Raw genomic sequence first — 14,707 nt, forward strand, 5'->3', positions numbered from 1 at the left:
TCATGACATCGCTGTAATCCTTATTGCCATTTTCCTATTCAAACATTAACGATTTATATAAACTCCAGAATTATGATCAAGAGAGTTGTCGCAAGCATTGCGCTAAGTAGTCTTTTATTGTTCAGCTGTAACAAGAAAAAAGAAGAAAAAGAAGAAGCTGCTGTTTACCCAGTAACCTCACCTGTCGTGATGGATACGGTGATAGACAAGGAATATGTTGCTCAGATACGATCTGTAAAGAACATTGAAGTTCGTGCACAGGAAAAAGGATTCCTTGAAAAAATCTATGTGGACGAAGGTCAGTACGTGCATCAGGGACAGACTTTATTCCGTATTATGCCTCAGTTGTACCAGGCGGAATTACTGAAAGCTAAAGCAGAAGTTGCCCAGGCAACGATTGAATTAAAAAATGCGAGCACATTAGCCAGCAATAACATCGTTTCCAAAAACGAGCGGGCAATGGCTAAAGCGAAGCTGGATGCCGCAAATGCTGAAGCAAAACTGGCGCAGATTCACCTGTCTTTTACAGATATTAAAGCTCCTTTTTCAGGAATTATTGACAGAATTCCGTTAAAATTGGGAAGTCTTGTGGATGAAGGGGATTTATTAACCTCACTTTCGGACAATAATGATATTTACACTTATTTTAATGTTTCCGAACCTGAATATCTAAACTATCAGAGAAATATTGCATCAAGAGGAAGCAACCAGGTGGATCTGGTGATGGCAAACGGCGATATTTTTCCGCAGAAAGGGCAGATTCAGACCATTGAGGGGGAATTCGACAGCGAGACCGGAAATATTGCCTTCAGAGCAAAATTCCCGAATCCTGATAAATTATTACGAAACGGTGAAACCGGGAAAGTAAGAATGACTTTACCGCTGAAAAATGCGTTGATCATTCCGCAAAAAGCTACTTATGAAATCCAGGATCAGAAATATGTTTTCGTAGTGGATAAAAACGGCGTAGCGAGATCTAAAAACATAAAAGTTGCTTATGAACTTCCTGATGTTTATGTGGTGGCTTCAGGACTTTCAACCGGAGATAAAATCTTATTGGAAGGCGTTCAGAAAGTGAAAGACGATCAGAAAGTTCAGGTTAAACAGCAGGATCCGAGAAAAGTTCTTCAATCATTAAAATTAAAAGCAGAATAGCACACGATAATTGATAAGCGATAAATGATGCCGACTCGCTGTCTACCATCTTCTTATCTATTTTCTAAAAAATATAATATTACATGTTTAAGAAATTCATCCGCAGACCTGTTCTGTCTATCGTAATCTCTTTGATTATCGTATTTATGGGAGTTTTATCTTTGTTAAAATTACCCATCACACAGTTTCCTTCGATTTCTCCACCAAAAGTAAATATTACCGCAGATTATCCTGGTGCCAACAACGAATTGCTGATTAAATCAGTTGTTATTCCTTTAGAAAGAGGATTAAATGGAGTGCCGGGAATGAAATATATGACTTCCGATGCCGGGAACGATGGGGAAGCATCCATTCAGGTGGTTTTTGATCTGGGGACAGATCCGAATGTTGCTGCTGTAAACGTTCAGAACCGTGTATCTTCAGTAGTAAATAAACTTCCGCCTTTAGTAGTGCGTGAAGGGGTTAAAATTACCCGGGAGGAGCCTAATATGTTGATGTACATCAACCTGTACAGTGATGACCCGAAAGCCGACCAGAAATTCCTTTTCAACTATGCTGATATCAACGTGATGTCTGAATTGAGAAGGGTAAGCGGAGTCGGTTTCGCAGATATCCTCGGAACCAGAGAATATGCCATGCGTATCTGGCTGAAGCCGGACCGGTTAACAGCGTACAGCATTTCAGCAGATGAAGTAATGGAGTCCCTGAATCAGCAGAGTTTAGAGGCGTCTCCGGGTAAAACGGGAGAAAGTTCCGGTAAAAGATCGCAGTCATTTGAATATATTTTAAAATATCCGGGTCGTTTTAACAATGAAAAAGATTACGGAAATATTATTCTTAAAGCTAAACCAGACGGAGAATTCATCAGGCTGAAAGATGTTGCCGATATAGAATTCGGTTCTTCCATGTATGATATTTACTCTACATTGAATGGCAAACCTTCTGCAGCGATCACGGTAAAGCAATCCTACGGTTCCAACGCCAGCGACGTTATCAAAAACGTAAAATCTTTGATGGCGGAGTTAGAAAAAACCACTTTCCCGAAAGGAATGCATTATGACATCAGTTACGACGTATCAAAATTCCTTGATGCTTCTATTGAAAAAGTAGTTCATACATTATTTGAAGCTTTCATTTTAGTGGCAATCGTGGTGTTTTTATTCCTCGGAGACTGGCGTTCTACATTAATTCCGGCATTAGCGGTTCCGGTATCTTTGGTAGGAACTTTTGCAGTCATGTCGGCATTCGGAATTACCTTAAATATGATTTCACTCTTCGCCCTTGTAATGGCGATCGGGGTGGTGGTTGATGACGCCATTGTGGTGATTGAAGCGGTGCATGCCAAGATGGAAGAGAAGCATTTATCACCGCTAAAAGCAACGGAAGAAGCCATGCACGAAATCAGCGGGGCGATTATCGCAATTACGCTGGTAATGGCTTCCGTATTTATTCCGATTGCCTTCATGTCCGGTCCGGTAGGGGTATTCTATCGTCAGTTCTCCATCACCATGGCTTCTGCAATTATCCTTTCGGGAGTTGTGGCTTTAACATTAACTCCGGCTTTATGTGCTTTGATTCTGAAAAACAACCACGGAAAAGCAAAAAGAAGAACTCCTATCACTATTTTCCTTGATAAATTCAACGGGCTATTTAATAAAGGAGCTGGAAAATATGAAAAAATGCTTAACAAAACGGTAAAGAAAAAGACGATCACTTTACCTTTATTATTAGCGTTCTGTGCTTGCACATTTTTCTTGAGCAACTCATTGCCTTCAGGATTTATACCTGCGGAAGATCAAGGGATGATCTATGCAATTATCCAGACGCCGCCGGGCTCTACATTGGAAAGAACCAATCAGATTGCCAAAGAATTACTAAGAGAATCTGAAGATATTGACGGGGTACAGTCTGTTTCTTCATTGGCAGGTTATGAGATCTTAACGGAAGGTACGGGTTCAAATTCAGGAACCTGTTTGATTAACTTAAAAAGTTGGGAAGACCGTAAAGAATCTGCTGCGGAAATTATTGAAAAACTTGAAGAAAAAGCAAAAAATATTCCGGGTGCGAATATAGAATTCTTCCAGCCGCCATCTATTCCCGGCTACGGTGCCGCAGGTGGTTTCGAACTTCGTCTGCTGGATAAAGCAGGAAGTGGCGATTATCATAAAATGGAGCAGGTAAGTAATGATTTTGTAAGGGAATTGAAAAAACGACCTGAATTGGGTTCTGCATTTACCTTCTACTCTGCAAGTTTCCCTCAGTATATGTTGAGAGTGGATAATGACCTTGCCGAGCAAAAAGGAGTAACGATAGAAAATGCAATGGATAATTTATCAACATTAATTGGTTCTAATTATGAGACAAGTTTCATCCGTTTCGACAGGCCTTATAAAGTAATCGTTCAGGCGGGTCCTCAGTACAGGGCGTTGCCGAGTGATTTGTTAAAGCTTTATGTGAAAAACGATAAAGATGAGATGGTTCCGTATTCAGATTTTATGCATCTGGAAAAAGTTTATGGTCTTTCGGAAATTACCAGACATAATATGTACAATTCTGCCGAGGTGAGCGGTACTCCTGCTCCGGGTTACAGTTCCGGACAGGCCATTGCTGCCATCAAAGAAGTAGCGGATAAGACACTTCCGAGAGGTTTCGGGATCGACTGGGCGGGGATTTCAAAAGACGAGGTAAGCCGTGGAAACGAAGCAATTTTCATATTCTTAGTCTGTTTAGGATTCGTTTACCTGATTCTTTCGGCGCAGTATGAAAGCTTTATCCTTCCTTTACCTGTAATTCTATCGCTGCCAACGGGAATTTTCGGTGCCTTTTTATGTCTTAAATTATTAGGATTGGAAAATAACATTTATGCTCAGGTAGCAATGGTCATGCTGATTGGTCTTTTAGGTAAAAACGCCGTACTGATCGTAGAGTTTGCTGTTCAGAAGAAAGCCGAGGAGGGTATTCCGGTTGCCCAGGCTGCAATTGAAGGAGCTGCAATCCGTTTCCGTCCGATTTTAATGACCTCATTTGCTTTTATTGCAGGTTTGATTCCTCTGGTAATAGCAACAGGACCGGGAGCGATCGGAAACCGTACCATAGGGACAGCCGCAGCAGGAGGAATGCTCATCGGAACTGTTTTCGGGCTGATGATTATCCCGGGATTGTATTACATTTTCGGAACCATTGCAGAAAAGTCCAGGCTGGCAAGATATGAAGAGGAGAATCCTTTAACAGAACAAACAGAACCGTATCAACACGATGACAAACATGAAGATTTATAATAAATATATAGCAGCCATAGTCTTATCACTTGTTTTAGCAAGCTGTAAGGCGCCTTTGGCAACCGTCGTAAAAGACGAAGTGAAAGAAAATATTCCTCAGAATTTTAATCAGCAAGAACAAGGCGATGCCAATAACAATAGCGGAACAACTCCCTGGAGACAGTTTTTTACAGATCCTAATTTAGTATCGTTAATTGAAACCGCTTTAAAAAACAACCAGGAGTTGATGATTACTTTGCAGGAAATTGAAATTGCAAAGAGCGGCGTTTTAGCTAAAAAAGGAAAATTAACACCAACTGTTTCTGCAGGTATCGGAGCAGGAGTAAGCAAAGTAGGGCGCTACACAAGCGAAGGGGCAGGTGATGCTTCTACAGAAATCGAACCGGGAAAGGAAGTTCCGGATCCGCTTGGAAATTTTGAAGGAGGGTTAATAGCCAACTGGGAAGTTGATATCTGGAAAAAACTGAGGACGGAAAAGGAATCGGCGATAGCGCATTACCTCTCAACAGTAGAAGGAAAGAACTTTGTACTTTCTAATTTAATTGAGGAAATTGCCGACAATTATTATGAGCTTTTAGCATTAGACAATCAGCTTGAAATTATTCAGCAGTACACGAAACTGCAGGAGAAAGCTCTGGAGATCTCAAAAATTCAAAAAGAAGCAGCGGCAGCTACAGAGCTGGCCGTTAAAAAGTTTGAAGCGGAACTGGCAAAATCAAAAGCTACGGAATACACAATTCGCCAACAGATTACAGAAAAAGAAAATGAGATCAATGCTTTATGCGGGAGATATCCGCAGACTATTGTACGCTCAAAGGGAGATTTCATGGCAATGATTCCGCAAACTGTATATACGGGAATCCCATCTCAGCTTCTTGCTAACCGTCCTGATATTAAGCAGGCCGAGCTGGAGCTGAAAGCCGCAAAACTGGATGTTGAAGCAGCAAGAAAAGAATTTTATCCAACTCTGGAAATTTCTGCAACATTGGGCTTAGAGGCATTTAAACCTTCTTATCTGGTAAAATTACCGGAATCCGTGGCAGCAAGTCTCGTAGGCGAGCTTGCAGGCCCGCTTATTAATAAAAGTGCGATTAAAGCGAACTTTCAGACCGCTGATGCAAGGCAGATTCAATCTTTGTATGAATATGACAAAACGATTCTGAACGCCTATTTGGATGTTGCCAATTTAATGTCTAAAGTAAAAAATATAGATCAGTATTATAAACTGAAGTCTGATGAAACCAAGGCTTTGGAACAATCAATAGATATTGCTAACCAGTTGTTCAGAAATTCAAGGGCAGACTATCTGGAGGTTCTTCTCAATCAGAGAGATGCCCTGGATGCAAAGATGGAGCTGGTAGAAGCTAAACAAAAACAACTGAGTACGGTTGTGGACATTTATAAGAGCTTAGGCGGAGGCTGGAAGTAATTATAAATCCTTAATGTTTTAAAAAGAAAAGAGACTGCCCGAAAGGGGCCAGTCTCTTTTCGATTAAAACTGAAAACTTTAATATAAAGGCCCGTTTGATGAAGCCTTTATTAATTTATCTGCATCATATGAACAGCTAAATTATCCGGTAAGTTTTTTATAGAAAATGGTATTAGTTTTTTTTAATTAAGTTTTTTAAAAACCATCCTCCCTCAAAAGTAATTTCCCTGTTAAGGAAGGTGGTAAGATTATTGAATCATCATGTTTCCGGTTATTGACTTTTACCCTTAGTGGATATATTTAGTTTTATAATGTAATACGCTTAAAATTTTTCTTTTATTTTCTTATTAACTCTTGGTTCAAAATTATCAGGTTAAATCCGGATATAAAAATAATTGTTGTCTTTATTCATAAATTATGACGTCCTTATTTGAAAATTTAAAATATTTAATGTGCTGATTTTCAATTTTTATATTTGTAAAATAGAAATAGTTCGATAGTGGATATTAATTCAAACTTGTTTGAGAAAAACCATCCATTTTTTGTAATTTTGAACGCTGTTTACATTGAATATACTAAGGTGACCAAAAAACTACTGCTTTTATTTTGTACCATATGCTTTCACTATTTCCTTTCGCAGGAATCAGAGACTGTATATTATCAGTTGAGAAAGAAGTACGAAAACTTTGAAGAAAATGATTTCAGAGCATTTAAGTATATCCGTCCTTATATTGCTAGAGCAAAAAAAGAAAAGAATTATAGTAAATTAGTACAGGGATATAAAGATGGGGTACTTTTTTCGCCACTTGACGAAGAAAAGCTTAAATATACAGACAGTATGGTTTGGGCAGCAAATCTTTCAAAGGACAAAGATCTTATGATCATTGCTCATATTGATAAAGGAGTTATTTATTATTACAACTATAAAAAATATCAGCTTGCCCTCAACGAGTACCTCGAAGCATACCAATATTCAAAGAATACAAAAGACGAATATCTCAAACATCAAAACCTTTATCATATCGGAGTAGTGAAAAGCTATTTGGGATATTATGATGAAGCAGCTGATTTATTCAGTAAATGTCTTGTACATTACAGAGAAAAATCAAAAACGGATATTCACCCTAACCTGATTTATAACAATAAAAAAGGGTATCTCAACAGCCTTCATCAGTTGATTATCTGTTACCGGCATTTAGGAAAATATAAGGAGATGGATGCGGCGATAGAAAAAGGTCTTTCTGAAGCCGGTGAAAGCAAAGATTATGCGCAGGAAAAAGCATATTTTCTTCTTTCAAAAGGAATTTCAGAATATAGAGGGAAACAATATGAAAAAGCTTTATCAGATCTGAATCTTTCTTTGCCCTCAATCCGGAGCAGCAGGGATTTTGCAAGACTTTCAGTCAACTATTTTTTTATAGGAAAAAGTTATCTCGGGATGAATGATACTCAAAAATCTGTTGTCTATTTCCGGAAAATTGATTCCATTTTTAATAAACATCAGTTTATTCTTCCTGAACTCAGGGAAAATTATGAGATTCTCATCAATCACAGCAAGAAAAATAAAGACCAGGCGCAGCAGCTTTACTATACAGGACAATTACTGAAAGCAGACAGCATCATGTCAAGAGATTTTAGTTATCTGTCTCCCAGGATCCACAAAGATTATGATACCAAAACATTACTGGAAGAGAAAAATAAGCTTCAGAAAATGAACTATCTGGTAACCGTAATCGTAATTCTCTTAATTATCTGGGGAATCGGTCTCATCATGCTTTTCACCAAAAGGCAAAAAAAAGCGAAAGAAATTAAGCAACAATATATATTGCTGGAAGAAAAGTTTGTAAAAGACCAGGCTATCGGTGAGGTATCCAATAATATAATTGAAGAAAAACGGATTCACCTGCATGAAAGTAAGGTGGAAGAGCTCCTCCGTAAACTAAAAAAGTTTGAAAATAAAAAGGGCTTTACACAGAAAGGGCTCACAATCAATAGGCTGGCACAGCAACTTGGAACCAACTCGAGCTATCTCTCCCAGGTTATCAATGAGCATAAAGGCGGCAACTTCAATAAATATCTCAGTCAGCTCAGAATCAACTACATTACCAATCTCCTTTTTGAAGACAAAAAATATTTAAAGTACAATATTGAAACACTGGCCAAAGAATGCGGGATCGCATCAAGGCAAAACTTCTCCGATCTTTTTTATGAAATCAACGGCATACGCCCTACGGATTTTATTAAAAAGAGGATGCAGGAGATTGAGGGTGATAGATAATATCTGAATTTTCAGTATATTTAATTCGATTAAAACTTTCTAATTCAACACTTGTTTTACTTTAACAATTTGAGCTCATAGAACTTTTTCATTCAAATTAGATATTACCTGAGAAACACCAAATCCACCATGAAAAAACTCCTCTTCATCCTCATAAGCCTTCTTATTCTTCTCATCATTATTGTTGTAATTAAAACGTTTACCTATCCTTTTAAAAAAGTAACTACCAATACTGCTGAAGGCTGGAAAATGGTAAAAGACGATTCTGCTATTCAAAGGTTGTCGGGCGGCTTGAAAATTCCTTCGGTGTCATCTGGCGAACTGGGAAAATTCAATTACTCCCCATTTGATACGATTAAAGAATATCTTAAAGCTTCTTATCCGCTTATTTATCAGAATACAGAATTTGTCGAAGTTAATACCTACGGTTTGGTATTCCGTTTAAAAGGCAGCAATCCTTCCCTGGATCCCATTTTATTTCTCTCACACACAGACGTTGTTCCTCCCGGAGATGCTGAAGTAAAAGATAAAGGGGAGAATATTTTCAAGCCAAATGATCAACCTATACCTGCCGTGTCAGAAGTGTCGGAAGAATGGGATTTCGGACCGTTCTCCGGAGCTGTAGCGAATGGCAGGATTTACGGAAGAGGTTCCATTGATATGAAAGGAATGCTGTTCTCCCTGCTGGAATCCATGAGTAATTTAATTAAAACGAAACATATTCCGCAACGGGATATTTATCTGGCCTTTGGATTTGATGAAGAAGTGGGCGGACAGCAGGGCGCCGTAAAAATTGCGGAATATTTTAAGACTAAAAATATACAGTTTGATGCGGTATTCGATGAAGGTGGCTTAATTCTGGAAAAAGGAAGCGTTTCGGGAATCGATTCAGATGTCGCCGTAATCGGATGTGCGGAAAAAGGTTTTCTTTCCGTTAAAATAAAAGTTAAGGGTCTGGGCGGACATTCCTCTATGCCTCCTGCAGAAAGTGCCATCGGAAAAGCAGCAATCATCATGCAGCGCCTTGAGAATGACCAGATGAAACCTGTCATGACACCTCTTATCAATCAGTTTTTTACTAATGTTGGCGGCTCCATGCCTTTTGTGAACAGAATGGCTATTGCTAATCAATGGCTCTTAAAACCCGTACTGCTTTCGCAGCTTACAAAAAATAACTCTACCAACGCACTGGTTCGTACTACCACTGCTTTAACCATGATGAAGGGAAGCGACGCTCCCAATGTCCTTTCTCCCGAAGTGGAATTTGTAGTGAATTTCAGGCTTCTTCCCGGCAATACCGTAAACGATGTGAAAAAACATATTGCAGACGCTACCAAAGGATTTGATGTGGAAATTGAAGAAATCGACAGTGTCAAAGAGGCTTCCGCTGTTACTCCTACAAATACAAAAGCTTTTAAATTAATTGAAGCAGCCATTAAAGAAATTCATCCAACGGCAATAGCAACACCTTATCTCACGGTGGGTGCAACAGATGCTTACAAATACCAGATCGTAAGCAGGAACATCTACCGCTTCATGCCGATAAAAATAAATAATGCCGAAAAACAATCCATTCACAGCACCAATGAATATCTCAGCATCGAAAACTATATGAAAATGATTCATTACTTTGAATTCATTATGAGAAATTATGATAAATAATAATCAACATCAATCAGTCCAAAAAAAAAATTAAAACAAAAAAATAATACGTCAAGTTTTGTCGCATCACCGGAATAGCTTTGTCATATCAAAACAACAAAGTTATGGAACTGCCATTATATTTAAGTTTTAATGAATTTGAAAACCGGTATTACGACAATCTCGAAAAATGGTTTGAAAAATACCGCAATACATCAGAAACCGATTATCTGAAAACTTTAGCAGAACTGTACAGTCCTTATTTGTATTACAATTTTGCTAATGACAGACTGCAGGCTGATGCTACAATTCATATTAAAGAGTGCTCTTTTCCGTATCATGATAAAATAGGACTTTCATTCTGTACCAGCTGCGAAAATGGAAAATCGCCTAAAAATACCAAAAGCATGAGCCACATTTTCGAGTGGAAAACAATCAGCATGATGGAATATGCACAGCATGTTTTAGATAAGATCAACAAATACCTCCAAACCGATAGAGATAAATCCAGCCAAAATATCCTAGATTACATCAATGATTACAATATTATTACTTCAAGAGACGGAGCGGGATATTGTGTTAATTATAACCAGCACCAGTCGACATTACCATTTTTGAAGGCTTATCTTCCAGTTTACGGACAAACGGTGAATATCGCAACTTATAGAGATTTCATTTTCTCAGTAGTTCAGATTGCAGCGTTTATTGATAAAAAATTAAAAGAAGTATATGCTTTTGAATATACAATTTACACAAAGCTCAAGTCTGACGCGAAACTCAAAGTTCAGATGAACCAGCAGTTTCTCACCATATGCAACTAAACTAATACCAAACATTCATATAGCTAAATTATAGTTTGAAATGGGTTGAGATTTTCAAACGCTACCGCCTGATCTTGTGATCAGGCGGTTTTGTAGAAATTTATTAATTACCGATAACTATCCAGTCCTGCCCGTCACTTTGAATCTGAAATCGCTGTCCGGAAGATATGGTGCTGATCGTAGTATTTGACACATCATCATAAACAACAGATCCTCCGGTTACCGTTATTGATTTTGTGCTAATTCCGTTGCTCCCGATTAAAATATAAATTCTGCCTTTACACGTATTCGGATTAGGCAGGTTTATTGATGAGATCTGGTTAAATATACGTACTGTGTAATTATTATCCGTTAATGTGTAAACGCCTGTAGAAGTTCCGGTTGTATCATATTTCATAGAAACAGAGCCTTCGGCCTGAAGGTTGGAATGTGGTGCATTGGTTCCCACACCAATTCTGCCGGTGCCGGTTACTACGACATCTTTTGTAGTGGTATCATCTCCGTCATAAAAAAATGCATATCTGTTAGTGGCAGTTCCCACATTAGGCTGATAAAATCCATAATAATTCGTATATCCTGAAAGACTACTATGAATGCCTGAATAAAACCCATAATAGTTGGTAATCGTACCGTTCATAAAACCGGTAAATTCATTTGAAAATCCCATCATTTCAGTTGTATTGGAGGCTGCTCTGAAATCATAGGTGTTGGTAAAACCTTTAAAGCTTGTAATATCCGTTACCTCACCGCGATATTCATTCAGTGTTCCCACAACATTAGGATAATTGGCTGTCTGCACATTCCAGAGCCTGTTTCGTATGGCCCTGAACGTGTTTGAAGTGGCTGATCCGTTTCTCAGATAAAGCAAATTTTCAATTCCGAAAACATTTGCTGCAGAAGATCCGCTTTGCACGTCAAGCGTATTATTCAGTGAAACAATGGAACCGGTGTAAGCTGAAGACGGATTTAGGCTCATACTGACATTAGTAAAAGAGCTTCCGGCAACTTCACTCCCAATCCTCATTCGTGTAATATTGTTCGTGCGGATAGCCAAGCTTTTATTGTCAATATTTCCTAAAAAGTCAGTAACATCTGAAGTTCCTGTATTACCGTTGGTATTCCATACGTTATTGTTTTCCAGTCTTTTCCATATGCTGCCGTTATAATAATAAAATCCTTCCGAATAGACTGAAGTATCCGTATTCCAGACTAAAAGTGATTTTTGAGGATTGAGTACAGGATTCGTACTTAAATTGATGCGGGGTATCAATAATCCCTTGTTTGTTGACTGGATATCCAGTATTGAAGAAGGATCCGGACTCGTTGTTCCAATGCCTACCTGAGAATACAATACAGATACTTTTAAACTCAATAAGAGAATAATTTTTTTCATGATGTATTTTTTATCAAAGAAAAGAAATCATCTTTAATTGTGCAATTTTTATTGTAAAATTTAATAATCAGGTAGTTAACACGTGGAAAAAAAGTACCATAACAGAATATACGTCTAAAAGTGCGAAAGTTGAATAAAAATTATGAAAGGACTCAATCATAAAATAAAAAAGCGCTGATTTTATCAGCGCTTCAATTTGCAGAGAGGAAGGGATTCGAACCCTCGATACAGTTACCCGTATACTACCTTTCCAGGGTAGCTCCTTCAACCACTCGGACACCTCTCTATTTGAGATTGCAAAAATAAGGGAATTTATTGAATATCCAAATTATTATTGCAATTCCTGAGAAATTTCTCCACAAAGGCTTTTTGAAAAATTGTCTCCGAAGCTTCCTGCGTAATTAGGATTATCTATAAGGTGCATTGCTTTTGTAATAGCACTTTCTGCGGTTATATCCCTTCCGCTGATGGCTCCGATTCTGGAAAAAACATTGCTGTTTTCATACTTTCCGAATGATATTCCTCCTGAAATACACTGGCTTACCACTACGATTTCAGTTCCGTTATTCCGGATCTGCTGTAAGGTTTCCACTGTTTTATCACTGCTGAAAATGGTTCCCGAACCAAAAACCTGAAGGATCAGTACTTTCATTTTCGGGATTTCTTTAAAATGATTAAGATTCATACCCGGAAAGATTCTCCAGAAAATAATATCTTCCGAAATATGATCATCCACATGAAACTCAATTGCAGGTTCACATCTATGAAGATTTTCTTTAATAATATTGAGATGTACTCCTGATTGTCCTAAAATCGGATAATTCGGACTGGCGTAGGCATCAAAGTATTCAGCAGAATATTTCAGCGTACGGTTTCCTCTCAGCAATTTGTATTCAAAATAAATCGCTACTTCCTGGATTACCGCTTCATCATTCTCATATAAACTAGCGTAATAAAGGCTGGTTAAAAGATTTTCCTTGGCATCTGTCCGCAAATCTCCGATGGGGAGCTGAGAGCCCGTAAGAATTACCGGTTTTTTGAGGCCTTTCAGCATAAAACTCAGCGCTGAAGCTGTGTAGGACATCGTATCTGTTCCATGAAGAATAAGAAAGCCGTCGTAATTGTCGTAATTTTTGTGAATATAATGAGCGATGATTTTCCACTCGTCCGGACCCATATCAGATGAGTCAAGAGGTTTTGAAAAAGGATGAACGAAAACTTCACATTCCATCAGCGTCATTTCCGGCATTTTTTCAAAAATATTTCCAAAATCAAATGCGCGGAGGCTTCCGGTTTCATAATCTTTCTCCATACCGATGGTTCCGCCGGTATAGATCAAAAGGACTTTTCGTTTCATAGATGTTTTATTAGATTTTCAGGCCTCATTCGGGAGGATTCCTCAAAATTACGTTAATTTGCAAAGATTTGAAAATGAATGGAAGATTTAGCAAAAACTTTTGATTATTTAAAGCAGTTTTTAACGGAAGAAAGACTTTCCAAAATCGAGCATTTTTCCTTAGAAAGCTCGGATTTCGTTTTGCCGGTGGTGGAAGATATTTATCAGTTCCGCAACGCAGCTGCAATTGTACGTTCGGTAGAAGCCTGTGGTTTTCATAAAGTGGTGGCTTTGCAGGAGGAGTATAGTTTTGAACCGAATCTTCGCGTTACTAAAGGGGCAGATACCTGGGTTGAGGTTGAAAAACTTCCCCGAAATAGGGAATCTTTTCAGAAAATCAGAGACAGGGGTTATAAAATAGTCGCTGTTTCGCTGGAAAATAATGCGGTAATGCTGCCTGAATATCAGATTACAGAACCTGTTGCTTTGGTTTTCGGAACCGAAATGGAAGGGGTTTCACAGGAAATTCTTGATTTTGCAGATGAGACACTGGCTATCCCGATGTATGGATTTACAAGAAGTTTTAATGTTTCAGTGGCTGCTTCTATCTGCCTGTATGAATTAAAGCAAAAGCTGATTAAATCGGAAATCAATTATAAACTCAATGAGGAAAAGCGGTTAAAAATGCAGATTCGATGGGCTGTCAACTCTATACGGAGCGGTCAGGAGATTTTTAATAAATACTTGACGGATAACCAGCTTTTTGAAGTTTTTAAATAATTTTTTTCTCTAAAACTCTTTAACACTTTCTTTTTATTATCCTAGCCGTTTCTTTTTATTTTTAAAATTAACAAAAGAAATATAGAATGAGATCTCTTTTTCAATCACTTGTGAAAACTGTGACGGAATTTGACCGGTTTCGAGGTGCTTTTTTCGGATCATCTTTGGGTCAGCCTCGGTAAAATATACTTTTTCCGAAGAGTTTCCGAACAATACCCGAAGGATTGTCGAAGAAATCTGATTTTTGAAAATTTTTGTATTTTTTCGTTGGTCTGTTTTTTATCGAAATAGCTTTTATTTGAAATTAAATTCCTTAAAAATCACTTGATTTAGGATAAAAATAATCTATTGATACTAAGTTCTAAATATTTCTTTGTCTTGAGATCTGTTTTTTTTCTATTTTCGCACCGGATTTTAGAAAACTTCCAACCTGAGAACAGGAAAATGCATCTTCATAATAATACGACATCTTTTGTCGTGTGTAAGCATTAGTTTCGCAGTAATGGAAATTATTTTTCTAATCAATAGTCATTAAAAAACAAAAACCATGATAAAAGCATATCCTTATCGGACCATTTTTCCATAACACTCCGAAT

Annotated in this window: 9 protein-coding genes and 1 tRNA gene; 7 read left to right on the forward strand and 3 right to left on the reverse strand. The window is 37.9% G+C overall.

The features are described from left to right. Positions 1–72 precede the first annotated feature (72 nt). The 6 genes from BUA76_RS17640 (at position 73) to BUA76_RS17665 (ending at position 10,602) form a co-directional block, all read left to right on the forward strand. Positions 73–1,155: an efflux RND transporter periplasmic adaptor subunit gene (locus BUA76_RS17640; RefSeq protein WP_178337361.1), complete on the forward strand. Its 1,083-nt coding sequence runs from the start codon at positions 73–75 to the stop codon at positions 1,153–1,155. An 83-nt stretch (positions 1,156–1,238) separates the two neighbouring features. Then, positions 1,239–4,433 carry an efflux RND transporter permease subunit gene (locus BUA76_RS17645; protein WP_072886103.1) on the forward strand — a complete coding sequence of 1,065 codons (3,195 nt, stop codon included), beginning with the start codon at positions 1,239–1,241 and terminating at the stop codon, positions 4,431–4,433. Then, positions 4,420–5,862: a TolC family protein gene (locus BUA76_RS17650; RefSeq protein ID WP_072886115.1), complete on the forward strand. Its 1,443-nt coding sequence runs from the start codon at positions 4,420–4,422 to the stop codon at positions 5,860–5,862. Before BUA76_RS17645 ends, BUA76_RS17650 begins: the two co-directional genes overlap by 14 nt. 580 nt (positions 5,863–6,442) lie before the next feature. Further along, positions 6,443–8,140: a helix-turn-helix domain-containing protein gene (locus tag BUA76_RS17655; protein ID WP_072886116.1), complete on the forward strand. Its 1,698-nt coding sequence runs from the start codon at positions 6,443–6,445 to the stop codon at positions 8,138–8,140. Between the two features lie 129 nt (positions 8,141–8,269). Further along, positions 8,270–9,802 (forward strand): M20/M25/M40 family metallo-hydrolase, encoded by a 1,533-nt coding sequence (locus tag BUA76_RS17660; RefSeq protein WP_072886104.1) that lies wholly within the window; start codon positions 8,270–8,272, stop codon positions 9,800–9,802. A gap of 104 nt (positions 9,803–9,906) precedes the next feature. Further along, positions 9,907–10,602 carry a hypothetical protein gene (locus BUA76_RS17665; RefSeq protein ID WP_072886105.1) on the forward strand — a complete coding sequence of 232 codons (696 nt, stop codon included), beginning with the start codon at positions 9,907–9,909 and terminating at the stop codon, positions 10,600–10,602. Positions 10,603–10,705: 103 nt separating this feature from the next. Here BUA76_RS17665 and BUA76_RS17670 read toward each other — a convergent pair whose 3' ends face one another. The 3 genes from BUA76_RS17670 to BUA76_RS17680 form a co-directional block, all read right to left on the reverse strand. Then, on the reverse strand, positions 10,706–11,995 hold the full coding sequence (locus BUA76_RS17670; RefSeq protein ID WP_072886106.1) for a hypothetical protein: 1,290 nt from the start codon (positions 11,993–11,995) through the stop codon (positions 10,706–10,708). Positions 11,996–12,194: 199 nt separating this feature from the next. Next, positions 12,195–12,281: transfer RNA gene (locus BUA76_RS17675), tRNA-Ser, on the reverse strand. 45 nt (positions 12,282–12,326) lie between these two features. Beyond that, positions 12,327–13,352: an asparaginase gene (locus BUA76_RS17680; protein WP_072886107.1), complete on the reverse strand. Its 1,026-nt coding sequence runs from the start codon at positions 13,350–13,352 to the stop codon at positions 12,327–12,329. A 78-nt stretch (positions 13,353–13,430) separates the two neighbouring features. On the opposite strand from BUA76_RS17680, the gene BUA76_RS17685 reads away from it, so the two are divergent. Continuing rightward, entirely contained in the window at positions 13,431–14,111 is a 681-nt protein-coding gene (locus tag BUA76_RS17685) for a TrmH family RNA methyltransferase (protein ID WP_072886108.1), read from the forward strand. Positions 14,112–14,707 lie beyond the last annotated feature (596 nt).

The sequence above is a fragment of the Chryseobacterium takakiae genome (assembly GCF_900129385.1).
Lineage (GTDB): Bacteria > Bacteroidota > Bacteroidia > Flavobacteriales > Weeksellaceae > Chryseobacterium > Chryseobacterium takakiae.

Excerpts from the sequence above, each read along its gene's own strand:
- BUA76_RS17640 (WP_178337361.1), top strand. The coding sequence starts at position 73 with ATGATCAAGAGAGTTGTCGCAAGCATTGCGCTAAGTAGTCTTTTATTG.
- BUA76_RS17645 (WP_072886103.1), top strand. The coding sequence starts at position 1,239 with ATGTTTAAGAAATTCATCCGCAGACCTGTTCTGTCTATCGTAATCTCT.
- BUA76_RS17650 (WP_072886115.1), top strand. The coding sequence starts at position 4,420 with ATGAAGATTTATAATAAATATATAGCAGCCATAGTCTTATCACTTGTT.
- BUA76_RS17660 (WP_072886104.1), top strand. The coding sequence starts at position 8,270 with ATGAAAAAACTCCTCTTCATCCTCATAAGCCTTCTTATTCTTCTCATC.
- BUA76_RS17665 (WP_072886105.1), top strand. The coding sequence starts at position 9,907 with ATGGAACTGCCATTATATTTAAGTTTTAATGAATTTGAAAACCGGTAT.
- BUA76_RS17670 (WP_072886106.1), bottom strand. The coding sequence starts at position 11,995 with ATGAAAAAAATTATTCTCTTATTGAGTTTAAAAGTATCTGTATTGTAT.
- BUA76_RS17680 (WP_072886107.1), bottom strand. The coding sequence starts at position 13,352 with ATGAAACGAAAAGTCCTTTTGATCTATACCGGCGGAACCATCGGTATG.
- BUA76_RS17685 (WP_072886108.1), top strand. The coding sequence starts at position 13,431 with ATGGAAGATTTAGCAAAAACTTTTGATTATTTAAAGCAGTTTTTAACG.